At 61.9% G+C, this 26,487-nt stretch carries 21 protein-coding genes; 10 read left to right on the plus strand and 11 right to left on the minus strand.

The features are described from left to right. Positions 1-313: 313 nt before the first annotated feature. Positions 314-3,418 (minus strand): DEAD/DEAH box helicase, encoded by a 3,105-nt coding sequence (locus AC5RWG_RS15545; protein ID WP_494167414.1) that lies wholly within the window; start codon positions 3,416-3,418, stop codon positions 314-316. 224 nt (positions 3,419-3,642) lie between these two features. On the opposite strand from AC5RWG_RS15545, the gene AC5RWG_RS15550 reads away from it, so the two are divergent. Beyond that, positions 3,643-5,193 (plus strand): SIR2 family NAD-dependent protein deacylase, encoded by a 1,551-nt coding sequence (locus tag AC5RWG_RS15550; RefSeq protein ID WP_494167297.1) that lies wholly within the window; start codon positions 3,643-3,645, stop codon positions 5,191-5,193. 145 nt (positions 5,194-5,338) lie between these two features. Here the strand turns inward: AC5RWG_RS15550 and AC5RWG_RS15555 are convergent, their stop codons facing one another. Both AC5RWG_RS15555 and AC5RWG_RS15560 read right to left on the minus strand, forming a co-directional pair. Then, positions 5,339-6,292, minus strand: coding sequence for a hypothetical protein (locus tag AC5RWG_RS15555; RefSeq protein WP_494167298.1), 954 nt, complete (start codon positions 6,290-6,292; stop codon positions 5,339-5,341). Positions 6,293-6,814: 522 nt separating this feature from the next. Next, positions 6,815-7,480: an NUDIX hydrolase gene (locus AC5RWG_RS15560; RefSeq protein WP_494167299.1), complete on the minus strand. Its 666-nt coding sequence runs from the start codon at positions 7,478-7,480 to the stop codon at positions 6,815-6,817. Positions 7,481-7,603: 123 nt separating this feature from the next. On the opposite strand from AC5RWG_RS15560, the gene AC5RWG_RS15565 reads away from it, so the two are divergent. The 3 genes from AC5RWG_RS15565 (at position 7,604) to AC5RWG_RS15575 (ending at position 10,800) form a co-directional block, all read left to right on the plus strand. Beyond that, on the plus strand, positions 7,604-8,497 hold the full coding sequence (locus AC5RWG_RS15565; protein ID WP_494167300.1) for an ARPP-1 family domain-containing protein: 894 nt from the start codon (positions 7,604-7,606) through the stop codon (positions 8,495-8,497). A gap of 84 nt (positions 8,498-8,581) precedes the next feature. Beyond that, a complete protein-coding gene (locus AC5RWG_RS15570) occupies positions 8,582-10,066 on the plus strand; it encodes an ADP-ribosylglycohydrolase family protein (RefSeq protein ID WP_494167301.1) in 1,485 nt (494 codons plus the stop codon). Between the two features lie 212 nt (positions 10,067-10,278). Then, the gene (locus AC5RWG_RS15575; protein ID WP_494167302.1) at positions 10,279-10,800 is read left to right on the plus strand and encodes a TY-Chap domain-containing protein; all 522 of its coding nucleotides are present in this window, start codon (positions 10,279-10,281) and stop codon (positions 10,798-10,800) included. Positions 10,801-10,857: 57 nt separating this feature from the next. Here the strand turns inward: AC5RWG_RS15575 and AC5RWG_RS15580 are convergent, their stop codons facing one another. Continuing rightward, positions 10,858-12,132, minus strand: a complete 1,275-nt coding sequence (locus AC5RWG_RS15580) for a hypothetical protein (RefSeq protein WP_494167303.1) — start codon at positions 12,130-12,132, stop codon at positions 10,858-10,860. Between the two features lie 77 nt (positions 12,133-12,209). Then, positions 12,210-13,040, minus strand: a complete 831-nt coding sequence (locus AC5RWG_RS15585) for a hypothetical protein (RefSeq protein WP_494167304.1) — start codon at positions 13,038-13,040, stop codon at positions 12,210-12,212. Between the two features lie 192 nt (positions 13,041-13,232). Here AC5RWG_RS15585 and AC5RWG_RS15590 point away from each other — a divergent pair, with 192 nt between their 5' ends. The 3 genes from AC5RWG_RS15590 to AC5RWG_RS15600 all read left to right on the plus strand — a co-directional run bounded on the left by AC5RWG_RS15590 (position 13,233) and on the right by AC5RWG_RS15600 (position 19,328). After that, positions 13,233-16,739: a TM0106 family RecB-like putative nuclease gene (locus AC5RWG_RS15590; RefSeq protein WP_494167305.1), complete on the plus strand. Its 3,507-nt coding sequence runs from the start codon at positions 13,233-13,235 to the stop codon at positions 16,737-16,739. A gap of 9 nt (positions 16,740-16,748) precedes the next feature. Next, entirely contained in the window at positions 16,749-18,464 is a 1,716-nt protein-coding gene (locus AC5RWG_RS15595) for a nuclease-related domain-containing DEAD/DEAH box helicase (protein ID WP_494167306.1), read from the plus strand. A 324-nt stretch (positions 18,465-18,788) separates the two neighbouring features. Further along, on the plus strand, positions 18,789-19,328 hold the full coding sequence (locus AC5RWG_RS15600; protein WP_494167307.1) for a hypothetical protein: 540 nt from the start codon (positions 18,789-18,791) through the stop codon (positions 19,326-19,328). A 62-nt stretch (positions 19,329-19,390) separates the two neighbouring features. Here AC5RWG_RS15600 and AC5RWG_RS15605 read toward each other — a convergent pair whose 3' ends face one another. The 3 genes from AC5RWG_RS15605 to AC5RWG_RS15615 form a co-directional block, all read right to left on the minus strand. After that, the gene (locus tag AC5RWG_RS15605) at positions 19,391-20,080 is read right to left on the minus strand and encodes a TY-Chap2 family putative peptide chaperone (RefSeq protein WP_494167308.1); all 690 of its coding nucleotides are present in this window, start codon (positions 20,078-20,080) and stop codon (positions 19,391-19,393) included. A 277-nt stretch (positions 20,081-20,357) separates the two neighbouring features. After that, positions 20,358-20,687 carry a hypothetical protein gene (locus AC5RWG_RS15610; RefSeq protein ID WP_494167309.1) on the minus strand — a complete coding sequence of 110 codons (330 nt, stop codon included), beginning with the start codon at positions 20,685-20,687 and terminating at the stop codon, positions 20,358-20,360. A gap of 224 nt (positions 20,688-20,911) precedes the next feature. Continuing rightward, entirely contained in the window at positions 20,912-21,643 is a 732-nt protein-coding gene (locus tag AC5RWG_RS15615) for a DUF2306 domain-containing protein (protein WP_494167310.1), read from the minus strand. Positions 21,644-21,751: 108 nt separating this feature from the next. Between AC5RWG_RS15615 and AC5RWG_RS15620 the strand changes: the two genes are divergently transcribed. After that, positions 21,752-22,444, plus strand: a complete 693-nt coding sequence (locus AC5RWG_RS15620; protein ID WP_494167311.1) for a TetR/AcrR family transcriptional regulator — start codon at positions 21,752-21,754, stop codon at positions 22,442-22,444. Between the two features lie 17 nt (positions 22,445-22,461). On the opposite strand, the gene AC5RWG_RS15625 is transcribed toward AC5RWG_RS15620, so the two are convergent. After that, positions 22,462-23,082 (minus strand): phosphoribosylanthranilate isomerase, encoded by a 621-nt coding sequence (locus AC5RWG_RS15625; protein ID WP_494167312.1) that lies wholly within the window; start codon positions 23,080-23,082, stop codon positions 22,462-22,464. Between the two features lie 294 nt (positions 23,083-23,376). On the opposite strand from AC5RWG_RS15625, the gene AC5RWG_RS15630 reads away from it, so the two are divergent. Further along, a complete protein-coding gene (locus AC5RWG_RS15630; RefSeq protein WP_494167313.1) occupies positions 23,377-24,318 on the plus strand; it encodes a DMT family transporter in 942 nt (313 codons plus the stop codon). Between the two features lie 151 nt (positions 24,319-24,469). Further along, on the plus strand, positions 24,470-25,870 hold the full coding sequence (locus tag AC5RWG_RS15635) for a dihydrolipoyl dehydrogenase family protein (RefSeq protein WP_494167314.1): 1,401 nt from the start codon (positions 24,470-24,472) through the stop codon (positions 25,868-25,870). On the opposite strand, the gene AC5RWG_RS15640 is transcribed toward AC5RWG_RS15635, so the two are convergent. Then, positions 25,867-26,091: a hypothetical protein gene (locus AC5RWG_RS15640; RefSeq protein WP_494167315.1), complete on the minus strand. Its 225-nt coding sequence runs from the start codon at positions 26,089-26,091 to the stop codon at positions 25,867-25,869. The two genes, AC5RWG_RS15635 and AC5RWG_RS15640, sit on opposite strands and share 4 nt — an antisense overlap. After that, positions 26,088-26,432, minus strand: a complete 345-nt coding sequence (locus tag AC5RWG_RS15645) for a hypothetical protein (protein WP_494167316.1) — start codon at positions 26,430-26,432, stop codon at positions 26,088-26,090. Before AC5RWG_RS15645 ends, AC5RWG_RS15640 begins: the two co-directional genes overlap by 4 nt. Positions 26,433-26,487 lie beyond the last annotated feature (55 nt).

Here is a 26,487-nt window from a genome sequence, read left to right on the forward strand (position 1 = left end):
AATTGGCTGATATGTATGCTCGCTGCTACGCGTTCGGAGCCAGGACATTCATCTCTTCGATCCAAGTGCGAAGGCAAAGTCTTCCCATCATCCGCAAGGACAAAGGTGTTTCCGCACCGCCTGCATCGTCCAACACGCGGTAGCTGGTCTGCAATACTTCTCCTGGGTCTCAGCCTCGGTTCGGCAATAGGCAAGAGCCCTCCGGATCCTGGGCACAGATCGCCCTTACGATTTGCGTGCTTGCCGATAGTTCTATCCACATTCACACGTGAAAGGGCTTTGTTGCAGGCGGGACAAACGGGGAAGTGATCGTTCATCGTGCTACCGCACTTCCTGCCACATAGACATCTGCCGGCATAGGTCGGTGCAGCTTCCATGTAATTCCAATAGGCTTTTCGCCCGAGTGCTGGACGTAGTCGACCTGGCCCAAACATGTGTAGGGCATCGTCCTGCCCGATTCATCATTCGAGTGTTCCCGGGTGAACAGAACGATCTGCGAACCGTGATCCTTGCGGTTCAAATACCGCCGCCCTACAGGACTGGTGGTGGATGTGTTGTTCTGGGATTCCCAGTGGAACAGGTCCTCGCTCAACGCGTAGTCCCGGTACATAGTGCTAGCCGAGTGCTTCCTTTCGTCCTTGTTCAGGGTGACGAAGAAGGCGTCCGTTGCCGTGTCCGGGCTCCAGGCCACACCTTCGCGGTGCTGCGCGTTCCGCCCCCCAAGCTTGGCAATTCCCAGCGCCGCCAACACTTCTTCGCGTCGGTAGGTGGCATGTGAATACATTGGAATGTGCTGTAGACCCATTCCGAGCCCCCTGGGCATATGGCGGGCAGCCTGCACACCCAGCTTCATGAGCTGAATGATTTCGGAACAGAGGTAAGGATATGAACGCAACTGCTCGAAGCCGGCGTCGTACTTTTCGAAGCCCCCGCCGTCGGGCCAGAGAGTGAAGAACAGCATCCTGGCCAGCACCTTCTCCCGCTCCCCCAGGTCCTCGTAGGGCGGGGCATCCGCGGACGCCAGAGACGTGTAGGTCTCGGCCCGTTCCGGATCATCCACGTGCAGCAGCGCTGTCATCTTCTTCAGCACCAGGTGCTCCTCAAAGACGGACCGATCCTCGCTGTGGATGACCGGCGGCGCCCCGGCGATCAGCCCAGCCTCTCGGATCAGCGACGTCCAGGAGTCACCGGTCTTCCGATACACCTCAGCGAGATCCCGGCCGGACTCGCGCAGGTAGTCCTCGAGCAGAACCTCGGCGTACCAGCGTATATCGACAACGAGTTGCTTGCGGTTGAACCTTAGCTGGGACTTGATGTTCTCCAGCACAGTCTGCTGCGCCACACGGTCCAGAATGATCTGACAGCCGGAGGGCAGTAGAGGGAACCCGTCCTCAATCTGTTTGACCAGGCCGGCCCTGCTGGTTCCCGTGAGTGCCCGAAACTTGGGATCGAAACGGAATTCGCGGCGCTGCTGGCCAATAAAATCGAGCACCGAGAGCACGGCTTTGTCCTCCGCACGCCGCAGGCCGCGGCCGAGCTGCTGCAGAAATATTGTGGAACTCTGCGTGGGGCGCAGCAGCAGGATGGTGTCGATTTCCGGAACGTCCAGGCCCTCGTTGAAAAGGTCGACAGCGAACACGCAGTTGATCTCCTTGCTGCGCAGCTTGGACAGGGCGGTAGCCCGCTCATCGCTGTCAGTGGCGCCTGAAACGGCCACGGAGGTTATGCCGGCCTGATTGAAGACCTTCGCCATGTAGTGCGCATGCTGCACTGAAACGCAGAAGCCGATTGCCCGCATTTCCCGTGTGCTGAGCACCTTGTCGCGCAGTTCCTTGATCACCTTGGCTGCACGGGCATCGTTGCCCGTATACAAAACGCTCAAAGCCTCGACGTCGTAGTTGCCGCGCTTCCATTCCACCTGGCTCAGATCGACATCGTCGGCAAGCCCGAAGTAGTGAAACGGCACGAGAAGGTCCGCGTCCAATGCGTCCCAAAGCCGCAATTCGCTGGCGATCCGGCCGTCGAAAAACTCGTCGGCCACGTTGACACCGTCGCCGCGCTCCGGCGTCGCAGTTAGGCCAAGCAGTTCCATCGGGCGAAGGTGGTCGATGATGCTTCGGTATGTTGGTGCTTCCGCGTGGTGGAACTCGTCAATGACCACGACGTCGAAATGGCCGGCGTCGAATTCATCCATCCCCTTGGCGGCGAGGGACTGGACGCTGGCGAACACATGTTTCCATCGGGTTGGCTTATGGTCGCCCACGTAGAGTTCGGCAAACGAGCCGCTCTCCATGACGGCGCGGTACGTGCGCAGAGATTGCTCCAGAATCTCCTTGCGGTGGGCTACGAACAGCAGTGTTAGCGGGCGGTCGGCCTCCTCGCAGAGCCGCTTGTAGTCCAATGCCGCGACGACGGTCTTGCCAGTACCCGTGGCGGCAACCACCAGGTTTCGATGGTGGCCGAGGAGCCCGCGGGACGTTTCCAGCTCCTCCAACATCTCAACCTGGTGCAGATGCGGCTGGACTTCCAACCCCGTGGTGCCCATCGGCTGCATAGCCGTGGTGCCGCCGTTCCGCAGCAGGGCAGCGTCGAGCCTTTCGGCGTCCTTATCCGGGTCATAGGGAATGAAGGCTCGCTGTTCCCAATAGCTGTCGAACGTGACTTCAAACTTTTTCAGCAACGCCGGCGTCGTCACAGACGACAGGCGGACGTTCCATTCCAACCCATCCAACAGGGCTGGCCTGCTGAGATTGGAGCTACCCACGTAGCCCGTGTCGAATCCGGTGTTGCGGCGGAAAAGCCAAGCCTTGGCGTGGAGTCGAGTGGCCTGTGTTTCGTAACTGATCCGCACCTCGGCTCCGTACCGTCGAACAAGTTCATCGACCGCACGGCGCTCGGTGGCGCCCATGTAGGTGGTCGTGATGACACGGATGCGAACGCCGCGGCTTGCCAGCTCATCGAGTGCCGCCTCCAGTAGACGCAACCCACTCCACTTGATGAACGCGCTGAGCAGATCAACGCTATTGGCCGACGCCATTTCAGCCCGGAGTTCCGCTGCCAGATTCGGATCGTCCTTGCCATTCGTTAAAAGGGCAGAGTCTGACAGCGGGGTAAGCGGACGACGAAAGTTTCGGCGCCGCAATTTCTTCGTTGCATGAAGCGAGAGAAGCTGCTGCGGGCCGTCCTTGATCGAGTCTTCAGCCTGGATGCCTTCCAGCAGCTTGTTGGCGAGTGCCAGCCTGTCCTCAGGCTTCGCCGCTGATATGGCATTCCTGGCAGCCTCGGCAATATGTCTTGAAAGGATCTCTGTGGCGTCGGCTGCGTCGATCTGCTCGAAGTTCGCCTGAAAGTCAGGCAGGTGTTCCAGTCGACGGGCTAAAGATTCTGTGTGCAAAGCCTCGTACAGACCTTCGTGCAGGGTTTCCGCTGCTTCTCCCCCAATAAATGCATTCACCAGGCAAGGCTAATTGAACTATCCGACATTATGGAGACAGGCTCGCAATATTTGCGCTTTCAAGCTATCGCTCGAAGAGCGTCACAGATAAAACCCTGGGACTTCTCAGGCCTCCAAGCCACTTCCGATGCCAGGCCAGCCTTCCCTCATACACGGCGGTACCCGCAGTCGCGTGATAGAAACCGATCATGACTGATTCACACGTCTTCGTGACCATGGGCAGCCTCACCAACGTTGCCTGCGATGCGTGGTTGCTCCCCTCGGACCGGGAGTACTCCATCCGCCCTTCTTGGTGTCTGGATGTCCCCGGCCTGGAAGACGCGGTTGCTTCAAGCCAAAACGAAGCGTTTTCTGCCGGATCGATATTCGCGGTTCCTTTGGCTGTTTGGCCCTTGGGTCGGCCTTTGCCCGTGCTGACGGCGGTGCCTCTTTATGGCATGGAATCAACCCGAGATTTGGTGCTGCCTTTGCGGGAGTTCATCAAGGTAGGCGCTGACCAGGCTCGATCCCGGCGAGGTAGTATCGAGACCGCACGCCCAGTCCCTCTGCTTGCGATTCCGCTGTTCGGCACTGGCGCCGGAGGAGCCGGCCGGGTCCGTGGCGAAGTGCTGAGCTTGCTGCTGGAAGAATCGCGCCGCGCCGCAGCCGAAGCCGGGGTCGACGTCGTTCTCGTGCTCAGGAACAAAAACGACTTCGCTCTTGCCCAGGAACTGCGAAAGCGAACCGACAAGGCTTGGTGGAAGTCACTTGACCCGGTGTTGCGGGTTCACGCCGAGGAGCTCTCACTAGATGCTCGTGCCGGCAGGCTTGTGCCGTTCATGGGAGCTGGCGTAAGTATCAGCGCCGGTGCCCCCGGCTGGAAGGAGCTCATCCGGCGCCTCGCACTTCTCATCGATTTGTCCGACGACGAGCTAAAGGCCCTGACCAACCGCGATGTTCTCGATCAGGCGGGTATCCTGCGCACGCTGTATGAAGAACGCAGAGAGGATGACTGGCCCGGATTTAATGAAGCGATCGCCTCCGAGGTGCGGTTGGAGCGCTATGGCCTCGCCCCGGCACTGCTGGCCAGTCTCCCGAGCAAGCAGGCGATCACTCTCAATTACGACGAGCTCTTCGAACTGGCTTCCAGCGATGCCGGATTAGAACGCACAGTCATTCCCGATGACGATGCCGCAGTCAGTGACCGGTGGCTGCTCAAGCTGCACGGGTCTGCGAAGCGGCCCGATTCCATTGTGCTCACACGGGACGATTACTTGGGGTTCAGCACAAGCAGGGACGCCCTGTCTGCGTTGGTCAAGGCCACCCTGATCACTCATCACCTTTTGTTCGTGGGCTTCGGTCTCGAAGACGACCATTTCCACGAGATAGTCCACGATGTCCGCCGGGCACTGCCGGATGAATCGAAAGCCAAGCCTGAGCTGGCGACTGCTCTCACCCTGTTCAGAGACCCGTTGGACGACCGAGCCTGGAAGGACAAGTTGACGCTCATTCCGATGAGCAGGGGAACCGACGTCGGCGTGGCCGCGCGAACGCTGGAGATATTTCTGGATCTCCTGCTAGCACGCGCAACCGATAGTCATTCGTACTTGCTTGCCGACGGGTATGAGGAGGCTCTCAGCGACGAAGAACTGTCATTGCGGACGAAATTGCTTCGGCTGACCCACGGCCTAACCGTTGCTGAAGTCAACAGCAGCGGCGGCATGCGACTGCTCAGGATGCTTCGAGAACTCGGCGGCTAAGTACCCGTACAGACTCGAGGGTTGCGCAGGAAGGACACGGCTAAGACCTCGCTCACATCCCCGCAGGCTCTTTCCTTGTCGCTAGGGCGCCGACCTGCCTGACAAGTTGTATTGCTAGGCGTTAACCACTCATAATTGTCACGAATTAATTGCCCAACATATGCTCCTTGTGTTTTCCGAAAAACCACCTTCCTGTTTCCCTAGACTGGCGGAATTCGCCGATGTATCCGACGTCTTTGGACGTGACGTGGATCCTCCAAGAGCGCCCATCACTGCGTCGGGAGAGTCTTCTCGAGCTGCGCTCCAGAACTGAGTGCCAACCCCGAAATCCTGACACCAATAGATGTGCTTCCGTTGGCCCACCAGGAATGTTTCTTGGTGCAAGGAGGACGCCCTCATCGCTGACATTCTTCATATTTTCGATGAGGTGAACGACAGAGTGAAGCGGGTGATCCTCCCCGTTTCCGTTCAGCACCCAATGCCAATTCGGCCTCGTCCTCTTTGCGTACTGTCGCAGCTCTGGAGTTTGTACGAGCACCGTCGCTGGAATCGAATCTCTCAGTTCCCACAATCGAAGAGCTGCCAATGAGAGATTTGGTTCCCAGACAAATGCCAGCGAATCTAAACCCCATCGTCTGCGCAAGACGGAAAACGCAGCACCATCCTCAGGCATGCCGGCAAGTACCCAACGGGCAAGACCTAGTTCGGGGCGAGACCATCCCAAGATCGAGTAGACCAGAACGTAAAGTGGATGCCATTGGATGATTGGATTACTCATATCGTCAGGCCCGGCTGCGTGCGCAATCGGCTGTACCGAGTCTGGGCTCGCCAAGGCCCGGAATAGCACGGCGGTCGAATCGATCCAATCGTCAATAAATACAGGGCCGTCCCACAATCCTCGAGACTGGGAGGTAGTTGGTCGATTCAGCTCCTCTACAAGCTCCGATAAGCGGAATACAAGTGCTTGCGCTAAGCCTGCCTCGATCAGGCCAATGCGATCGACGCTGTCATGCGTCCACCTGTCAGACAGGACTGTCAGCAATTCCAAGACGGTGTCAGCAGGAAGCCGGTCGACAATTTTAGGGGAGGTTTCAACCATGTGGAGACGGTGCTCCCACCCATTGCGCACAGCTGGAAGTGCAAGTTGATACTCCTCTAAAACCTCATGGAGCCCAAACAGTAGGCTCCGCCCTTCGGGCGCTTCCCGGGGCAATCGAGCCAATTCATCTGGCCGGCGCGTAAACCCCGCAACCCGCAGGCGGAGGTTCTCCAAACACGCCTCCGGCATAAGTGCGACTCTCATGGCAGCGCCGACCGCAAATTCGTCGTCACCTATGATGGGCATCCGGAACGGATTCAAATCCATCTCCCGTCTTTTCCAGCTGTCTGCGACCTATTGTCTACTAAGGTCGCCATTCCCGGGTAACGGCAACACCCGCTCCTAAGAGGTGAACGTCAAGGCCATGTGCTCCGATGTCAAGGTCCGGAACGGCAGGAGGCGCTCAATCTGAACTGATCAACATGTTGCCGGCTCCGTTAGTAGCTCGACGTTCCCTTTGGTGTGTCAGCCGTCTCTTGGTGTCATCGCTGCGCCGCCTTGGAGTCGGTCTGCAGCTTTCGCCTAATTTCCAGAATGCCGCCGCCACAACCTCGAGGGCCGACCGCGTCCGCCGCCGGTCATCTCGCCAGTGGGTTCAAGCTGCGGTTCCATGAATCGGCGGAAAGTATCACGCATGAGTTCTCGGCCGGCGACTGCCTGGTGAACCATGCGCAGGTCGCGGAGGGTAAAGGACTGGGTCAGCAGTCCACCGGGGTCGGGGGCTCTCTCGTAGCCGGAGCGCGCATACTCCACGGCCTTCGCAACCATCGCCGGATGGTCGTACGGGAGTCCGGGACCGCCGTCGTCCGCTGGAAAGAGCTTCACGCGATCGTTTTGCAGCGCAGGTTCCAGTTGCTCGAACGGCACGACGTCCACATGGGCCACCGACAACACTCGGCCGCGCGGGTCACGGTCGGGGTCGTCGAACACATACAGCTGCTTCGGGGTGCGGCCGCTGATGCCTGCCTTGTCCCGAAGGGAGCGCAGCACTGCATCTGCCAGCCGCTCCCCCTCGTGCAGGAACGTTCCCGGCAGTGCCCAATCAAAGCCAGGCGCCTTGGTGTGCTCGACGGCCAGGACGCATAGCGTGTCCCGCCAAACTGTCAGCACGGCGGTGTCTACTGCTACAGAAGGGCGTGGGTAGTCGGCTAGGGGCGTGGCGTTCTTGGGCGGGGTCACAGAAAACATTAAATGCACTCTTGCGCTAAATGGCCAACTGGGCCTACTCTTGATTTAGCGCAGAAATGCGCAATATAAATATTGGCCGACAGCCCGAAGCTGCGCGGCTGGACGAAAGCGAAGGGGGATCGCATGAAGATTGGACAGCTACACATCGGAAGCGGCAGCCAACTCGGCCCGCTCACACTGTTCCCGGTCTGGGCCGAGGGTCGGGCTGCAGTTGGCCTGGCCACCGGGGCTGCCGCGAATTTGGAGGTGACCGAGCTCGCCTCAGGCCCGCAGGTCGGAAAGCTCACCATCACAAACCGGGACACTAAACCGGTACTGCTGCTCGAAGGCGAACTGCTTGAGGGCGGACACCAGCACCGGGTCTGCGCCCGAGACGTTATCCTGCCGGCGGGCGAGACGCGTGAAGTGGATACCTTCTGCCTAGAACACGGCCGTTGGGGCGGTGCTTCGGCTCACAGCCGCTCCGCCCGCCGCGCTCCGCTAAATGTCCGGGCCGAGCTGCACCGGCCGGACCGCGGCACGGAAACCCAGGGCAGGGTGTGGGAACGCGTCGCGCGGTACCAAGGCCTGAACACGGTCTCCGATTCAGGTTCCCTTGTCCATCACTTGGACGCCGGAGTGCGGAGTGTGAGCCCGGATCTGGTCAGGCTGCCGCGGCCAATCGACGGCCAGCGCGGCGTCGTCGTCGGATTCGGTGGTAAGGCGCTGATGCTTGAACTGTTTGGCAGTCACAAGCTTTTCGGCAGCCACTACCGGTCCATGGTCGAGGCCGCTTGGCTGGACATCCAGCTCACAGCGGGCACCCTGCCGGATGTCAGAACGCCGGCGCAGTCCGCCCGGGATCTGGCGGTGCGGCTGATGGAGGTGCAGTTGCCACCGCTGCCCCACTGCTTCTCCCACAACCTCGGACCGGTCACGGTCAGCGGTATCACCGCCGCGGAGCCTAAGTATGGGCAGGAACCGGCTCTCGCGCACCTGAGCGGCTGGGATACCCGGCATCCGATGACGGCCGGCTGACCGCATCGCCCGCACGACCCGCGCTCAAAACCGCACCAAACACACCGCTCCAGCTCCCCTGCTACCCGCCCTTTGGAGGCATCCATGAACCATTCTTCTGCCCAGAATGACCGCGCCGCCGGTGTGCTCACCGCGCAGGCCGCCGGCGACGCCCTCGGTGCCGGCTACGAATTCGACGCCCCAATGTCCGAAGGCACCCCGGTTGCCATGATCGGCGGCGGCCCCTTCGGCTTCGAGCCGGCCGAGTGGACGGACGACACGTCCATGGCGCTGGTCATCGCCGAGGCACTGCTCGATGCGCCGGGGCATACGCTCGACGGCGCAGCCAAGGATGCGATCGTCCGCGGTTGGGCAGACTGGGCGCGCGGCGCCCGGGACGTGGGTGTCATGACGTCGTCGGCTTTGAACGGTGCCCGGCGCCTAGCCGCAGCCGCTGGACGCACTGCACCGAACGCGACGGACGCATTGGCCTCCGCCGAGCAGGTGCATGTGAACACCGGCCGCTCCGCCGGCAACGGCTCACTGATGCGCACGGCTCCCTTGGCCTTGGCCTATCTTGACGCGACGCCTCAGGAACTGTTCGATGCGGCAGCGGAGCTGAGCGCCCTCACCCACTTCGATCCGGAGGCCGGTGAGGCCTGCGCCCTCTGGTGCGTGACCATCCGCCGGGCCGTGCTCACGGGCGAGCTGGACGTCCGCGCCGGACTGTCCCTGCTGCCTGTCGACCGCGGGGCCGTCTGGCTCGAACGCATCGAAACGGCCGAGCGCAGCCGCCCGCGCGACTTCACCCGCAATGGCTGGGTGGTCGAGGCGTTCCAAGGGGCTTGGTCTGCCGTCACGACGACGGCGGACGCAGCTTCCGGCCCGGCTCACCTTCGTGCCGCCCTGGAAGAGGCAGTCCGTGGCGGCAACGACACGGACACCGTGGCCGCGATCGCCGGCGGGCTGCTCGGAGCCGCCTACGGCTACACCGCGGTGCCGTTCGAGTGGCGCCGGAACCTGCACGGCTGGCCGGGCTACAACGCAAGGGACTTGTTGCGCATTGGCTCCCAGCTGGCCCGCGCCGAGGGACGGACGCCCGGCCGCTGGCCGGACGTCGAAACCTTCGACAACTCGGGGTGGATCAGCTCCTCACAAATCGAGGTGGTGGAACATCCCCTGGATCCCGGCGTGCTCCTCGGCGGTGCGCCGGCCCTGGCCCGGGACGACTACGACGCCGTCGTCTCCCTCTCCCGCGTCGGTACGCAGGACGCCCGCGTTCCGGCTGCGGACCATGCAGCGTTCATGCTGCTGGACGAGGCTGCCCCAAAGGCCAACGCCCACCTGGAGTTCGTGCTGCGGGAGGCGGCGGCCGCCGTCGCGCTTTTCCGCTCCGAGGGCAAGCGCGTGCTGCTGCACTGCGTGCGGATGGAAAGCCGTACGCCGACCGTTGCTGCCCTGTACGGGGCATTGGCGACCGGCATGTCACCGCTTCAAGCGCTGGAGAAGGTCAAGGAAGTGCTGCCCGGCGCCAACCCGAATCCGCTGTTCATGGCCACGCTGCGCCGGCTCTCCGGGGAGGCTTCTTGAAAGCGAATACGGAACCACGGTGCCCACATTGCGGGGGCGAGCGCCCCCAGCATCTCATCCTGCGCAATTACCTTTGCGCAAATTGCCTCCAACGGGCCACAGATGTCCTTGGTCGGAGGGTCATCCTGACCAACGGATTCGAAGGGACGCCACGAGGATTATCGGCGTCGGGTCTCGCTGCGCATCATGAGGACGGCAGCCCGTGCCTGGAGGTGGCGAAGCGTCACACCGCCTACATCGATGGTGTTGCCTACCGTGCAGGCGAAGGACGTTTCGGCGGCACGGTCATGCGGCCGTTCGAGAAGCCCGTACCGGCTGCTGCCGAGACTGAGCCCCACCCCGACGAGATGGAAGTCTTCTGGCAGGCCGCGGCCGCGGCAGTGGCTGACGAGATTCGTTGGCTCAAGGACGGAGACTTCGTGATGATCGAATACGGCGACTCTAGCGACGACGCCTGCGCCCCTTACGCCCAGGTGGCGCTGGACGACGAGGGCTACTGGTGCGAAATCGTTTCCAACGACTACCTGCCCGGGGACACCTGGCCACTGCAGGGTGATTGGTTGAAGGATGCGGGGTGGCGAGCGCCAGACGCCAACTGTCCCAACTGGCATAGCCTGCGTACGGGGCCTCAAGCTGTTGCCGCAGCCGTGCTCGACGGCCTGCGGCATGGCCGAGCCTGCCCGGATATCAGGAGGTTGGACTGGCGGGTGGCGACGACGCCGCCAGAGGTGTAGCGCAGCACCCGCTGACCGGGCGATCGCCTCGAAGGCTTCGTTCGCTTGCGGTGGCCCTCACTCGGCCTTCTTCGTCACCATTTCGTCGCTTTCCTCGTCGTCCCCGCGCGGACGGAGCGCTCGGTCAGCGATCCTGCCGGAAAGCTTGTCCCTCATTGATCTGGCGCGACCGAGGGTCTCAATACCAAGGCGCCCGGCCGCGTCGACGCCCTCTGCCCCTGTCTCGAGCGCCTTGTCCCTTACCTCTGCGGCCGCTTCCACCCATCGTCTCGGCTCCAATGACTGTCGACTGCGCTCGATCCCGAGCCGCCCGTGGAAATCAACGACGCCGGCTGCGACATGGTTGCTCGAATACACCACAGCCCGGGACGCGGTCGGGTGCAGCAGTACCTTCGTGTTGGCTGTGCCAGCAGCCGCGTCCATGCGAGCCATCAGACGCTCGGTGCTGCGTGCAATGAGCCCCAACCGGTTCTGTCGGGCAGATTTCAGAGCGAGGCGATGCTGGTCCAGCTCATCCGGAGTCGCGTCTAGCACACGGTCGAGTTCGAGCACGGCGATCGCTTCCTGCAGTTGGAAACAACCAGCCAGAACGGCAAGCCACTCCTGAACCTTGGACTCGGCTTCCTTAGACGTCTTGGCGAGATCACCGATGCTGGTCTTGTTCTCGATCTTTTCGGCGAGGGCGTCGAGTTGACGCAACGTGTACGCCTGAGTTCGCGCGATTGTCACCGATGTTGCCTGCACTTTCGACCACGTGACCTCGGAGACCCGACCCACCTGCTCTCGAATGGTCATGGCCTCCTCGATGACGAATTCCACTCCGATCATGTCCGCCAACACAGCGTCCTTTTGGGCGCGGAGCACGTCATCGACCTTCTCATCGATCGTGGCAAGATAGTCGGTGATTTCATCCATGGTCTGTTGCATCGCAACCTGCGCCATGATCCCCGCGGCACCGGCCAGAATCGCCGGATTGGTCAAAAGCGATCCGGGCCCCTTGGCGAATTGCACGATTCCCTTGATCCCCTTGGCCTGGCCCTTCGCCTGCACCACACCTAAGCTGAGCCCCGTCTTCGAACTTTGCATCAGCCCGTACTTTTTGATGGCTTGCGCGGACTCCTCAGTCAACTTCACCCAGCGACCCGAGTTGGCGGCAATCTCAGAACCTACCTGCACGGCTCCAGAAGCGGCACCGAGAGCAGGTCGGAGCCGTTGCAGTCCGAGGTCCTTCGACGGCAGTCCCTCAGAGACGAGGAAGCGTTCGACCGCCGTTGGGTCCCCGATGACCGCCAGGCCATCGCCGTCACTGATCAGCTGAATTTCACTATCCATCGTTGACTCCTGAAGGGCGGGCAGGGAAATCCCTGCGGGGTCATAAAGGGTTGCCCTGGCGAAACGGGGAGCCCAGATCAGAGCATACCCTCGTGCCACCACTCGCCCTTTTTGAAATAGTCACCTTTGCAGATGTAGTAGCCGAGGGAAGTCTTGGCTTTGAACTTCCCGCAATATGAGCATTGCCCGGGTTCCTTTGCGTCGACGAGCATCTCGAACCGGTTATATCCGAAGTACATTGGGTCGGCCATTTTGCCGCGGCCGTAAAAGCGCTTTAGTTCGTCCTCGGGCACCAGGTTGCGAGGCAAGGGCCTGCTGCGTTTCGCTAATAACTCCCGGCGTTTCTTTTCCTCCTGCCGATGCCTGGCGTCTTTCTCCTGCGCAGCCTTCTTGCGTCGTTGAGCGTCTGCCTCGCGACGTCTTTCTTTCGCTGTCCTTCGCTTCAGGAAGTCATTCCAGATTTGGGTGATGTCTTGCGAGAACTCGCCGTGTTTCAGCCTATGGGTCGCATCGGGATAACTTGAACTGATCACGACGTAACTAATCCCAGAGGCGGAGCGCATCTTTGTCAGAGTGTTCGGCCCGCGTCCATCCGATTTCCTTTTGGTGACACTGATGACTTCGTCTTCAAGGGACGGCTCGAGGTAGTCGGGATGCTCGTGAGGCGGCAGGGCCTCCAAAAACTCTTGTTCCCATTTTTTTGCACGCTGGAGGTGCTGTCGTCTCTTGCGCTCCGTCTTGGACCGCAGTTCTGTTGCCAGAAGATTTGAGCTCCGAGAGTACTCCCCCGCTGCAGGTCGCTGTGGTGTCGAGGGGCCCGGCAGGGATCTCCTGAATCCCCTGCCGAGCATGAAGGCAAAGCACAAGATTCCCAGGACACCCACTGTCCAAAGCACTATGTACTCCATGCGCCACCCCCATGGCTGACATCGAGGATTTGATGACCAGATTCTATCCTTCCCCGCGACGGTTTAGCGATGACCAGGGCTCTCGATGCGTTCACGCAGGAGGCGTCATGAGAATAAGCACCGTTTTGTCATGAGCGGCCCGTAGGATCTAAGAAACCGGCCAATGGTGGCCGCGTAAAAGGGGGGAACACCTTGTTCACGTTGGCATCAGCAAACAGCAGCGGAGCAGACGATCTCGTATTTTCCGCCAGCGATCTGGTGGGCTACAGCGAATGCCACTTCGGATTCCTGCGACGTCTTGATGTCGCTTTGAAATGGTCGGAGAAGCCAGATCTTACAGCGGATGCCATGCTGGAGCGCGCCAGTAAACTCGGGGATGTCCACGAGCAGTCTGTCCTTGCGGAGTACCTCAACCAGTACGGGGCTTGGGACGAGACCAATGGGACGGGCGTCTACATCGTCTCCGAGATCTCAGAAGAGGCTCGGAAGGCCGGAACCCGTAACGCCTATGAGGCCAAACACGCCGAAACCATAGAAGCCCTTAACTCCGGTGCCGACGTCGTCTTTCAGGCGTCCTTCTTCGACGGAACCTTCCACGGCAAAGCAGATTTCCTGGTCAAGCAATCCGATGGTTCGTACGCGGTTTACGACACAAAGCTGGCGCGGCATGCCAAGACCACGGCGCTGCTACAACTGGCCAGCTACGCGGATCAGTTGCTAAAGATCGGTATCACCGTGGCACCCGAGGTGGTTCTGGTGCTCGGCAACCGTCAGGAATCCCGTCATGCAGTAGACGACCTCCTCCCCGTTTTCCGTGAGCAGTTCGACCGGCTGGTGAACGCTGCCCAGCAACACCGTGACATCGGAACCATCACCGAGTGGTTCACTGACGGCCTAATGGTCTGCGGAACGTGCGACTACTGCAAGGAGGCCATCAGCGCTAAGGACGACCTCTATCAAGTCGCTGGCATGCGGGGCGCGCGGCGCCTTCGTCTCCTAGAACAGGGCATCCGCACTGTCGCCGATCTCGCCGCTGCCAATCCCGGCAAGGACCAGTTCCTCGCCCGCCTCGTGGACCAGGCGAAAATTCAGCTTGAGGCCAAGGACGGAGTACCAAGTTTCCGGGTCCTCGAAGATCACGCCCTTGCAGCAATCCCAAAACCTTCACCCGGGGACATCTTCTTCGACTTCGAAGGCGATCCTATGTGGCAGGACCCGGACACCGGAGACTGGGGAATCGAGTACCTGTTCGGTGTTGTTGAGGCACCTGTCGGCGACGCTCCCCCGCACTTCACGAAGTTCACTGCCCATGACCGCACGCAGGAGCGCCAAGCGTTCCTCGATTTCGTTGAGTACGTGGAGAAACGGCGTGCGGAATACCCCGACATGCACGTGTACCACTACGCCGCCTACGAGCAGACGGCTCTCAAACGTCTGTCCCATACCTATCCAGGCGGCGAGTTGGCCGTCGACGACTGGCTACGCAACGGTGTCTTGGTCGACCTCTTCACCATCGTCAAGCGCAGCCTCCGCGTTGGCGCGCCGTCGTACTCGATCAAGAAGCTGGAGCCGCTCTATATGGGCGACGACTTGCGCACCAGCGAAGTGACCACGGCCAGTGACTCCGTAGTGCAGTATGAGAACTACTGCCTTGCACTGGCGCACGGGAACGCCGATAAGGCCGCAGAGACATGGAAAAATATTGAGGACTACAACCGTGATGACTGTGTATCCACACTGCGACTGCGCGACTGGCTGCGCGGTTTAGCTGCGTATAGCGAGGGGCACGACGGCGGGGCCGACCCGGAGCCGAAACCGCCGACACCACTCAGCGAGCTTGAGCTAACGATGGGCATGCTAGTCGAAGCGCTGCCGGCAGCACCGGAACGGACCGCGGAGGAAGTGGTGTTGACGCTCGTCGAGGCGGCGCTGGCCTTCCATCGGAGAGAGAAGAACACCGCGTTTCGAGAACATTTCGATCGGCTCAACAAAGACGTCGAGGATTGGCAGGACAACCGCAACGTGTTCTTGATAGATGAGTGCGAGGTACTTTCCGATTGGGCGAAAACCGGGAAACAGAGGAGCTTGCGGCGTCGGATACGCGCCACCGGGCGACTAGCCGACGGCTCCCGCTATACCCTGGCCGGCCAGAAGAAGCGGACCGTTAGCTACGTGCGAATCTTTGACACCCCCTGGCCAGAGCAGCTCGCCAACAACCCTGTGCTTGCACGCAACGCTCGAGCCTCGTTGCAGAACACCGAGATCATCTCAGTAGAACCCGGCGAGGGAACCTCCGCGACGGTTGTCTTCGAAGAAGTGGACAAGACGGGGTACACGGCCCTGCCCATGGCACTCGCTCCTGCCATGCCACTCCCAACCAATAACCTTGAAGAAGCGATCAATGGGCTGGCTCAACAGCTCGCCGACGACCCTTCTCAGCTGCCGCGGCATGCAGTCTTTGAGCTCATGCGCCGGCGGTCTCCGAACCATCTATTTCCTAGAGCGCTCACTCCGCCGGCGAACGGCAACCATGTTTCCGCCATAGTCCACGCCTTGGAATCGATCGAAGACTCCTTCGTAGCTGTCCAGGGACCGCCGGGCACCGGCAAGACTCACGTAGGGGCACGGGTCATCAAGGTTCTGGTCGACAAGGGGTGGAAAATCGGCGTTGTGGCTCAGTCACACGCCGTCGTGGAAAACCTGCTCGACAGTATCGTTAGCGCCGGGCTCCGTTCAGATCGGGTAATCAAGCAGCCGGAGTCTGACGGAGCACGGGCGTGGACCACAGTGCCGGACGGTGATTCTTTTCGGGCCCATGTCGAGACAGCGGGCGGCCTCGTTGCTGGTGGCACTGCCTGGACGTTCGCGGATCCCAGCATGACGGTCGAATTCGATCTCATGGTTGTCGACGAAGCAGGTCAGTTCTCACTGGCAATGACCATGGCTGCCGCGCATCGTTCTCGGCGGATCCTCCTGCTCGGTGACCCGAACCAGCTGCCGCAGGTCTCGCAGGGCAAGCATCCGGCGCCGGTCAACGGTTCCGCGCTAGGCTGGCTTGCCCAGGACCACGCGGTGCTGCCTGATCAGTTCGGCTATTTTCTGGAGCGTTCGTGGCGTTTGCATCCTGCACTCTGTCGGGTGGTGTCGCGATTGGCCTATGGCGGCCGCCTACATTCTGCCGAGGCCGCGGCCGAGCGGCGGCTGGACGGGAAACCGGCAGGACTGGAGACCGTGAACGTTCAGCACAGCGAGCGAACGACTGCCTCGCGCGAAGAAGCGGACGAGGTGGTTCGTCAGGTGCGGGCCCACCTCGGGCTCCGCTGGGTGGAGTCAGCTAACGCCGCGACTCGTCCGCTGGGGCCCGCAGACATCCTGGTCGTGGCCGCCTACAACGCTCAAGTTGAACTCATCCGGCAGTATCTCGATGATGCTGGGCTCGAAGCGACGAGGGTAGGCACTGTGGACAAGTTCCAAGGCCAGGAAGCACCCGTCGTGGTTGTCTCCATGGCCTGTTCCGAACCTCGCTCGGCATCGCGGGGCATGGACTTCCTGCTGAATCGAAACCGGATCAACGTCGCAGTCTCGCGAGCCAAATGGCGTGCTGTCCTCATCCGCTCCCCCCGGTTGACTCATTACCTGCCGAAGAAACCGCATGCCTTGGCAGAGCTCGGTGCATTCATCGGGCTCGCTGAATCGTAGGCTCACAACATGGCTAGGTGTATTCCGGAGGAACCGGAGTTCGGGGATGGGTTTTCGGCAGAGCAAGCGGTCTGGGCCAAGCTGAGGGGCGATTTGCCGGACGATGTGGTGTTGGCACATTCAGTGCAAGTGCGTCACGGCCGAGCCGAACATGAGATCGACCTGCTGATCCTCTGGCCGGGTGTAGGCCTTGCCGCCATTGAGGTCAAGGGCGGGCTGGTCAGCGTTGACGAGGGCCAGTGGTACCAGTCAGACAGGGGCGGACGACACAAGATTCTGAGCCCCGTCGCGCAGTCCCAGTCCTCGATGCACGCTTTCCAGACGTGGATCGGGGAGCAGCTCGGGACGCCGCTCTCGAGCCGCTTCGCTTACATGGTCTGCTTGCCGTACACGAACGTCCCCCAAGACTGGTCGATGGCCGGATGCCCACGTTCGTTAGTGCTGGACGCAGAGGATCTCGCCAACCTCCCGGAGAAGATCCGGCGGGCCATCGAAACCGAAGGCAGCGGAGCAAGTTCGTTGGCGCCGTCGTATATGGAACGGATCATAGGCCGCCTGACCGGAACGCTGCCCATGAGTGCCACGGAATCGGCGGAGGCCCAGGAGCTGGAAGACCGTCAGGACCAACTCACGGAACGACAGTCCGTCCTGCTATCCGCAACCCGGGACCTAGCCAGGATCCGGTTTGCCGGCGGGGCAGGGAGCGGCAAGACGTGGCTGGCTGTGGAAAAGGCCAAAAGATTGTGCCGGGAACGCAAGCGGGTGGGACTGTTCTGCTACAACAAGGGGCTCGGGCAGTACTTGCAAAAGCGAACGTCGGGCTGGCGCCACGCAGAGCCGGTGTTCACTGGCGAGTTCCATGAGTACGTGCGCGCCCTCGGCGTTCCGGATGGGTCGGGCCAAGAGTATTTCGATGAAGAGATGCCTCGCCTGCTCAAGGAACTTGCTGCGGACTTGCCGCACGAGCAGAAGCTGGACGCCGTCGTCGTCGATGAAGCGCAGGACTTTGCCCCGCTGTGGTGGGAGGCGCTGCTCGCCTGCCTCAAAGATCCCGAAGCGGGCGAGGCCTATGCGTTTATGGACGACCGCCAGGATGTCTACCGCCGCTGGGCGGGCGCGGGGGCGGACGGAGTGGCAGGCCCGATCAGCAGCTTCGTGCCCATCCACATTGACGAGAACCTGCGCAACACTCGACGCATTGCCGATACTTTCAAGGGTTTCGCCGGAGACTACTTCAAGCCACGAGGTGGTACGGGCCTGCCCGTACGCTTCGTCCAATGCGAAGTTGACGAAGCGTTGGATGTTGCCGGTGACTGTGTCGATGCGCTGATTGAAGAAGGCTGGGCCAACAACCAGATCGCACTATTGACCACTCGACACCGCCATCCAGTGCACCAGGGTTACTTCGATAGTGGCGAGATCGCTGAATACTGGCAGAACTTCCATGCTAATGAGGAAGAGTTCTACGGCCATGTGCTCGGCTTTAAGGGACTGGAGAGGTCGGTGGTTATCCTTTGCGCCAATGGCTTTAAGGAGCTGGATCGTGCGCCGGAGCAGCTCTACGTGGGCCTGTCCCGAGCTAGGAGCCTGCTGGTGGTGGTCGGTGACATGGACACGCTGGCTCAAGCCGGCGGATTACAGCTGGAGGCAGCGCTGAAACGAGCCGAGCCTTGGTTCCCGGCGCTACCCGACGCTGAAGATACGCCGGTGAATGTGGGACCGTGAACCGAGCGGTCCCCGGAAGCTAAACCGTCAGACTCGGATGCCAGGTTTGCCGCACTAGAAATAAGCGCATGACTGGGACGCTCCGGACTTCAGACTGGCAAGACTTGCGGCAGGTTCGCAAGCTACCGCGCCGCAATGCTGTCGGGTCTCCAGGATTGTCCAGGTTGCACGGATACCAGGCTTTGAGTTGGCATGCGGGCATTACGCCGTTAGAAGTGCAACAATTGGTCCGCCCTCAGCTGGATTAGAAGCGTTATAGCCAGCCGGCATCGTTACCACTAACCGTAATCACTGTGAGTCCCTGAAGGATGGGAACGATTCAGAATGAGCTCCACCTCAAGATTTCACGCTGACCGGAGGATTCTGTGGGATTTGCGCCGTCTTGGTGTTTCCCTTGAGCGGGTTTCTGCCGTGTTCGGCTATTCACCGGCGGAGCTTGCTGAAGCCTTTGCTCCTTGGTGCAGCGTGGAAAAGAAGCGTCCGCGTAAATCAGCCGATGGAACAACAACGTGCCCCCGTTGCGGGCAGGAGGCGTGGCCATTCAGGTTCGGTATGTGGGTGCCGGACCCTGATGCCCCGGAGCCAAAGGCCGTCATGGCCGGGTGCTGCATCACGCCCGGCCAGGATCCTGAGTGGATGTGCCAGAACGAAGAGTGCGCCTACGAGTGGCGGGTGGAGCGGCGCACCAGTCGTAATCCTTCACAAAATTCTCAACAGAGGGAATATGAGCATCGTTTGCCCGCCTACTGGGACTTGATGAGCCTGCACGAGGGCGGGGTACAGTCGGCCGACCTCGCGGCGCTATTTGGCGTTCCGGAGTCAGCAGTCTGGTCTGCGTTGAAAAGCGGAACCCCTCACGTATAAACGAAGGTCAGCGCAGCCGGCCCATTGGAGGCTAGGGCAATTTCCCCTCGTATAGAGTTGGTTCACCTCAAAAAGGATCCCAAAGCGCGTCCAACGGTCGTCGAAAGGCTTCGACCGGATGATGCAAAGGTCGACAAGAGGTCTACGGGCTCGCCACTTCGGTCGTGCAATAACCCCCACTGATCTAACACTGCAACGGTCTCCCCGTTCCGACGCAGCATCCAGAATCCATATGCAGCGTCTCCAAGAACAGCCGTTCTCCCAATGACCTCCCTCTGTCTTTCAGCGGAGGGATAGCTGTTGAACACGGATTCAACGACGCCACCACCGTAGCCGGACGTATCAACGAAGGCAGACCTTGCGTCCCATGGCTCCTTCGAATTGACCATTTGCAATAGGACACTCGCAAGAATCCGGTAAGTCAGAGAATGGCGTTCAGTAGGCAAGGATGTCCCAGACGATTTAAGACCCGCTCCACGTTCAATTCGGTCGATAATCGAATGAGATGAGCTGGAAAAAACCTCTTCCCACTCTATAGGACGAAAGTCATTGTTTTGCATAACGTGGATGCGGCCGCCTGCTCGATTCAGGGAAACGGTGACCTCTTCGCGGGAAAGATCCAGTATCCCCAAAGAATCGTACTGTCCGCCACCTGGATGCCATTCCAAGACCCGAAGATGTGCGTGGCGCCGGACGAGTTCACTCGCGATCCACCAAGACTGCGCAATTACAAAGCGTTCATGCATGTTCATGACGTCGCATCACTACTTTCGTTGGCGAGGTTTGGCTTTTGACGGGATTGGCCTTCACCCATCTTCGGTAGAAACCCGTGACTCCTCCTCTAGAAGTATTTGCAGACTTATTACTAGCCGCAGTGATCACATTGCCCGCTTGCAGGCAGCAAGGTCCCACAAGCACAGGCAGCCAAAGGCAAAGGCGGGGCGCTGCGGCTGATGGCTGCCTGATATTGGCGGGTGAGTGCAGGTGCAGCGTCTACGGGGACTCTGGTGCTGTAGGCGCGGTAGCACTTCAGTCGTTCCTCTGCGGCACCCATTCCAGACTGAGCGGATCATCGATCAACGGCCGCCCCGTCCTACGGAGGAACGAATTAAAGCCTCCACCGACCTTTCCGTCGGCGGCGTGAACCACTAAGGCTGACAGGGCGGGCAAACCGTTGTCGATGCAATGGCTAATCACCCTGTCGAGCGGGTTGCCGATCCAGTGCTGAAGTTGCTGCTTTGTCGTCACCCCCGTAGTCTCGAACAGTTTCTCCGCGAATTGGCGGTAGTAGATGTATCCGCCATACTCTGATGCCACTTTTTCCAGAACGGGTACGGCGGCGTCCGCCCACAGTTGCACTTTCTCTGTGTGCCTTAGCTCCTGCAAAACTCCCCCTCAAGTGAACTGGTTTGCTGGACGTATTTGACACGGCAGGTGCTCGTTACCTGTTGCGCCTCTCTTCGCCGTATGGGCTGCCCATTGTTTGTACTAATCGGAAACGATACGACTTCACGTACGATGGCGCACAACTTGCCCCGCATACGCGAAATCTGCAGGAACGAACTTCCGGTAGACCGCGGCCCTCATCGCGAAGCCCCCGTCGGAAGCACAGCGGCCCTGTCGGACGTGCGCCTTGGGTGCCCGGACCTTTGGGTGCGCCGGCGGATGAAGTATTCGGCGACCGCAAGGTTGAGCGCCCAGGCTGCTCCCATCAGGACCGCGCGGCTCAGTTCATTGGTCGGGCCGACCAGCACGAACCATGGGATGCTCACCAGGGCCTGGGTTCCGGCAGCGATGCCGATGGCATAGCCGCGGGCCATCCAGGCGCCGTGGGCGGCGAAGTTGCGCCGCCTGAGCGCGAGGATGCCCAGGATGATGCTCGCCGTCATGGCCGTGCCGAACACGAGCCGAAGGACGAGCAGGACGACGCCGTCGTCGGGCGGGAGGTCGTAGAAGACGGACATCCAAAGGCCGGAGAGGGCAGCGAGCAGGCCGGCCGGGATGAGGACAACCCCGGCGATGCGATGCCAGCTGCGCCGGCCCCGCTTGCCGCGACGCAGCGAGGGCACGAACTGGAAGGTTCCGACCAGGCTGTAGACGATGGCCGCGGGGATGTGGATCAGCACGGGAAGGGGCGAGTCGAAGAACCGCTGGTTGGCCGGCGTCACCGCCGCTCCCCCGGTCAGCTCGGCCACGCGTATCGATCCGAAGATGACCGGGATGAGGCTGACAAAGATCAAGCCGGCGGGTATGAGCCAGCGGCCGCGCGGCCGGCGCCCGGAGGCCTTGGTGACGGCGATCGTTTCTGCAGCCATTGTTTGTTCCCCAAGTTCGTGGGTGTACGGCGTACACCTTGTGATCTAAAAGTAGGTGTACGTTGTACACTTGTCAAGAGAGATCTGCCGTCAGAAAGGGTGGTCCTGATGGCTCAGCAGGTGGAGTCGGCCCGCCGCACCCCGCTGAACAGGGAGCGGGTGTTGAGCGCCGCCGTCGTGCTTGCCGACGAAGCCGGCGTGGACGCGCTCAGCATGCGCAAACTGGCGCAGGAGCTGGGCGTGGTGCCCATGGCCCTCTACAAACACGTGGCGAACAAGGAAGAACTACTCGACGGCATGGTCGACGTCATCGTTGGCGAGATCGAGACGGAACCCAGCGGGACGGATTGGCGGAACGCCGTCCGTGAGCGGGTGTTGTCGGCCCGGGAGGTCCTGCTGCGCCACCCGTGGGCCCGCCAGGTACTCGAGTCGCGGACCAACAAGACGCCGGTTGTCCTTGACTACATGGACTCGGTGATCGGCATGTTCCGCGCCGGTGGATTCTCGGTCGACCTCACCCACCACGTGATGCACGCCCTGGGCAGCCGGATGTGGGGTTTCACCCAGGAGCTGTTCGACGACTCGCAGAGCGCGCCGGCGGACGTGCCGCCGGAGATGCTGCAGATGATGGCCGCGCGGTACCCCCACATCGCCGAGGTTGCGATGGCGGGTGCGCACGACGACGGGACAGTGGTAGGCCAGGGCTGCGACGACCAGTTCGAGTTCGAGTTTGCGCTGGACCTGCTGCTGGACGGGTTCGAGAGGCTCCACCGGCAGGGGTGGACCTCGGCCCGGGGCTGAGGCGGCGCGCCGCAGGATCACTGCATTTTGGCGGACTGCACGAAATCTCGGATCAGCCCGACGTCCTTGATGCCGCGGCCGGCTTCAACGCCACTGGAGACATCCACGCCGTTCGGCCGGAGCGTGGCGATCAGCCCGCCGACGTTGGCGGGAGTAAGCCCTCCGGCCAACAGCCAGAATCCGCGCGGCGGTTGCACCTGGATCGCGCTCGCGTCGAAGGTCACTCCGGCGCCGGGCTCAACCGCGTCGAGCAGCACGCGGCCTGCTACCCAGTCCGCCTTTTCGTCCGCGGGGAGGGCTTCGTAGGCACCGGCGGAGAAGGCGCGCAGAGTCCGGAACCCCGCGTCCTCGAGCATGCGGATGTCGCCGCGCGGCTCGTCGCCGTGCAGCTGGACGGTGGTCACTGCCGCGGCCCTGGCGGTTTCGAGCACCTCGCCGATGGGCTGGTTGCGGAACACGCCGACCGTTTCGACATCCGCCGGCACGGTTTGGCCGAGCGCGCGTGCCAATTGGGCACCGACTGTGCGCGGGCCACCGGGGGCGAAGACGAAGCCGACCGCGTCCGCGCCGGCGTCGATAGCGGCGGCGACCGCCTCTGGAGTCCGCAGTCCGCAGATCTTGACATAGGTTTCAGCCATTATTCCTGCCCGTTCGTGCTGTGCGTGTACGTGTGCATCCGCTCGCTCTCGGGACCGAAACTGCTCACAATTTCGACGCGAGGGCTTCGCCGTGGCCGCTCATTCCGCCAAGCACCTTCTGGGATGCACGCTCCGGCGAGCGCATCCGGCTCTGAAGCGCGCCACGCTTGAGGACACCATCGTAGCCGCCCGCAGGTGCGCCGCATCCGGGTCGGCGGGCGAGTTCCGGTCAGGCCTTGCCCCGGGCACGTAGGGTATGAGGGACGAGCGCTGGACGACGACCCGAGGAGGAGCATGCGCGCCTACGTCCTCCTCCTGCTGGTGGTCATCTTCTATGCCGGCAACATCTTGACCGGCAAGGCGCTCGGCGACCTGCCGCCTTTGACCATCGCGTTCTTCCGGGTCTTCATTGCCTTCCTGGTGTTGCTCCCGCTGGGCTACCGCAGCGCCTGGCAGTCCCGCCACCTGTTCCTCCAGCACCGCAGACCGCTGCTGCTGATGACGCTCACCGGAGTCGCCCTCTTCAATACGCTGATCTACACCGCCCTCCAATTCACCTCGGCCACCAACGCCTCGGTGCTGGAAGCCTCGGTGCCGGCGGTGACGGTGGCCCTCAGCTTCTGGCTGTTGCGCGAGCGGCTCAGGGCGACCCAGTGGTTCGGCGTCGTGCTCTCCATATGCGGGGCGCTGTGGGTGGTTACCAACGGGCAGCTCATGAGTCTCGCGGACCTGTCCTGGAACATCGGCGATGCCATCATGGCGGCGGCCGCCGTGTCCTGGGCGGTGTATTCGATCGCTGTGAAAAAGTATCTGCACCTGTTCCCGTCCTACGGCGCGGTCCTGGTCATGACCGGGCTGTCGGTCATGATCCTGCTGCCCGTCATGGCGGCGGAGTGGCTGATCGTGGGAGTTCCGCGGATCGGCGGAGGCCACTGGTCCGGCCTCGTGTACCTCGGCGTCTTCCCGTCGGTGATTGCCCTGATGCTGTACAACCGGGCCGTTGCCGTCCTCGGGGCGTCCCAGACGTCCGTGTTCCTGAACTTCGTGCCGGTCTTCACCATGCTCGGTGCGTATCTGCTGCTGAACGAGAGCATCAGCGTCATGCAAATACTCGGCGCAGCCCTGGTGATGTGCGGCGTGTTCTTCACCACCCGGGACAAAACAAGCGCCGGGCGCAAGGGCTCGCGGCCTGCCGTGGAACCTCGCAGGGATTCAGCCGCTGAGGAAATTCCTTAGCGTCCGTCCCTTTGGAACGGGAGCCGCTATCAGGCGTACGGTGGCTTTAAGGCGGCTGCAAGGGAAGGCGCAAGCGCGCCCGAGCATGCGCTGTGACCGTAAGCGGCGAGCGTGAAAACCAGCCGCGAACAGCAAACCGGGAAGGATGGACATGGAACCCGAGGATTTCGACCTGCTGGTGGTTGGCGGCGGGAAGGCCGGCAAGTCGCTGGCGATGGACCTGGCCAAGTCCGGCCAGAAGGTGGCGATGGTGGAGCGGGCGATGGTCGGCGGCACCTGCATCAACGTGGCGTGCATTCCCACCAAGACCCTCATCCAGTCCGGCCGGGTGCTGGACACCGTGCGTCGGGCGGCCGAGTTCGGCGTGGCGGGCGCGGAGGAGCCGCGGATGGACCTCGACCTGCTGCGCCGCCGCAAGGAGGACGTGGTGGACACCATGGTCGCCGGGCAGCAGAAGCTGTTCACGGGGTCGGGCATGGACTTTATCCTTGGCGAGGCCAAGTTCGTGGCCGAGAAAACCGTAGAGGTCGCACTGAACGACGGCGGCACGCGCCTCCTGCGCGGCGCCGACGTCGTTCTCAATCTGGGCACCGAACCGGCGCTGCCCACCATCGACGGTCTGGCCGAATCCGGGGTGCAGACCAGCAACACCCTGCTGCATCTGGAGCAGCTGCCGGCGAGCATGGTGATCCTGGGCGGCGGCTACATCGGCTGCGAGTTCGCCGACCTGCTGAACACCATCGGCGTGGAGGTCACGGTGATCCAGCGCGCCGGGCAGTTGCTGCCGCGGGAGGATGCCGACGTGGCCGGGCGGGTGGCCCGGAACTTCACCGACGCCGGGATCACGCTCAAGCTCGAGGCGTCCGCGGAGAAGATCGAGCGCGCCGCCGGCGGGAGCGTGACCGTGACGCTGTCCACCGGGGAGACCGTCACCGCGGACGACGTGCTGGTGGCCCTGGGACGCCGGCCGATGACGGACGGGATGGGGCTGGAAAAGGCCGGGGTGGAGCTGACGGACAAGGGCTTCGTCCAGGTGGACGACCAGCTGCGCACCACGGCCGACGGCGTCTGGGCCGCCGGCGACGCGGCCGGTTCCCCGCAGTTCACCCACGCCTCCTACGACGACTACCGGATCCTGAAAACCAACCTGGCCGCCGCGCGGGGCGAGGGCGAGCCCCGGTCCGCCCAGGGGCGGCTGATCCCCTACACCGTCTTTACGACGCCGGAGCTCGCCAGGGTGGGGATGACGGAGGGGCAGGCCCGGGAGGCCGGCCACGAGGTGCAAATCGCCCGGATGCCGGTGAGCGCGATTCCGCGCGCCCGGACGCTCGGTCAGCTGGACGGCGAATGGAAGGCCGTGCTGGACCGGCAGACCGGCAAGATCCTGGGTGCCGCGCTGCTGGGAACAGGGGCCAGCGAGGCGATCGCGGTGCTGCAGATGGCGATGATCGGCGGAATGGACTACACCGCGGTGCGGGACGCGATCATCACACACCCCACCGTCTCCGAGGGGTTGAACCTGCTGTTCACACCTGCGTGGCTGGAGGACTAGGCGTCCAGGCGCGTCTGCTTTCCGGTGTCCTTCGTGGCGGCTTCCCGGACTTCGAGCTCCGCGGCGAGTGCGTAGTACTGGAACAGCGCGTCCCGGACCGGGTGCTCGCAATCCAGGTCCCGGAAGCACCGGTTGCTGAGATTCAATAGCTGGTCCGTGGGCAGGATCGACAGATCGGCAGGAAATGGCGAACGTCCGGATGCCCGGGTCATGCTGTTCATGCCGCCCCCTGCAAACGTGCCCGGCCTATGGACAAGGCCGGGCAGTGCGGCAGATCCGCGGGAGCGGCTACCGCAAGAGTGCCGGTAAAGGGGCCCGGCTGCGCTGCGCCAACTTCTTCTCCTGCGCCGAACCGTTCGAGCATCTCCAGACCGCGGCGTTCGATGTGCTGCGCGTCGGACAGATCGACCGTGATGACGATTCCGTGGGCAAGGCGCTCCATACGATGGAACAGGGGTAAAAGCGCTGTGCAGCTCTCCGCGGTCAGGCACCCGCTGACCTCGATGACCGCCGAGGTACGGTCAATATCAAGCCGGACAAGTACACGCAGTTTGTGATCCATGATCGGCGCTCCATATGAGTGGATCGATGGCCAACTGCTTAACCGGACCCAACGC

Source organism: Arthrobacter sp. Y3221160 (assembly GCF_059092585.1).

Bases quoted from the DNA above. Each gene is read 5' to 3' on its own strand.
- AC5RWG_RS15570 (WP_494167301.1), top strand. From the start codon at position 8,582: ATGAACCATTCTTCTGCCCAGAATGACCGCGCCGCCGGTGTGCTCACC.
- AC5RWG_RS15625 (WP_494167312.1), bottom strand. From the start codon at position 23,082: ATGGCTGAAACCTATGTCAAGATCTGCGGACTGCGGACTCCAGAGGCG.
- AC5RWG_RS15595 (WP_494167306.1), top strand. From the start codon at position 16,749: ATGGCTAGGTGTATTCCGGAGGAACCGGAGTTCGGGGATGGGTTTTCG.
- AC5RWG_RS15580 (WP_494167303.1), bottom strand. From the start codon at position 12,132: ATGGATAGTGAAATTCAGCTGATCAGTGACGGCGATGGCCTGGCGGTC.
- AC5RWG_RS15555 (WP_494167298.1), bottom strand. From the start codon at position 6,292: ATGGTTGAAACCTCCCCTAAAATTGTCGACCGGCTTCCTGCTGACACC.
- AC5RWG_RS15605 (WP_494167308.1), bottom strand. From the start codon at position 20,080: ATGAACATGCATGAACGCTTTGTAATTGCGCAGTCTTGGTGGATCGCG.
- AC5RWG_RS15635 (WP_494167314.1), top strand. From the start codon at position 24,470: ATGGAACCCGAGGATTTCGACCTGCTGGTGGTTGGCGGCGGGAAGGCC.
- AC5RWG_RS15615 (WP_494167310.1), bottom strand. From the start codon at position 21,643: ATGGCTGCAGAAACGATCGCCGTCACCAAGGCCTCCGGGCGCCGGCCG.
- AC5RWG_RS15565 (WP_494167300.1), top strand. From the start codon at position 7,604: ATGAAGATTGGACAGCTACACATCGGAAGCGGCAGCCAACTCGGCCCG.
- AC5RWG_RS15560 (WP_494167299.1), bottom strand. From the start codon at position 7,480: ATGTTTTCTGTGACCCCGCCCAAGAACGCCACGCCCCTAGCCGACTAC.
- AC5RWG_RS15550 (WP_494167297.1), top strand. From the start codon at position 3,643: ATGACTGATTCACACGTCTTCGTGACCATGGGCAGCCTCACCAACGTT.
- AC5RWG_RS15645 (WP_494167316.1), bottom strand. From the start codon at position 26,432: ATGGATCACAAACTGCGTGTACTTGTCCGGCTTGATATTGACCGTACC.
- AC5RWG_RS15640 (WP_494167315.1), bottom strand. From the start codon at position 26,091: ATGAACAGCATGACCCGGGCATCCGGACGTTCGCCATTTCCTGCCGAT.
- AC5RWG_RS15600 (WP_494167307.1), top strand. From the start codon at position 18,789: ATGAGCTCCACCTCAAGATTTCACGCTGACCGGAGGATTCTGTGGGAT.
- AC5RWG_RS15630 (WP_494167313.1), top strand. From the start codon at position 23,377: ATGCGCGCCTACGTCCTCCTCCTGCTGGTGGTCATCTTCTATGCCGGC.
- AC5RWG_RS15620 (WP_494167311.1), top strand. From the start codon at position 21,752: ATGGCTCAGCAGGTGGAGTCGGCCCGCCGCACCCCGCTGAACAGGGAG.
- AC5RWG_RS15585 (WP_494167304.1), bottom strand. From the start codon at position 13,040: ATGGAGTACATAGTGCTTTGGACAGTGGGTGTCCTGGGAATCTTGTGC.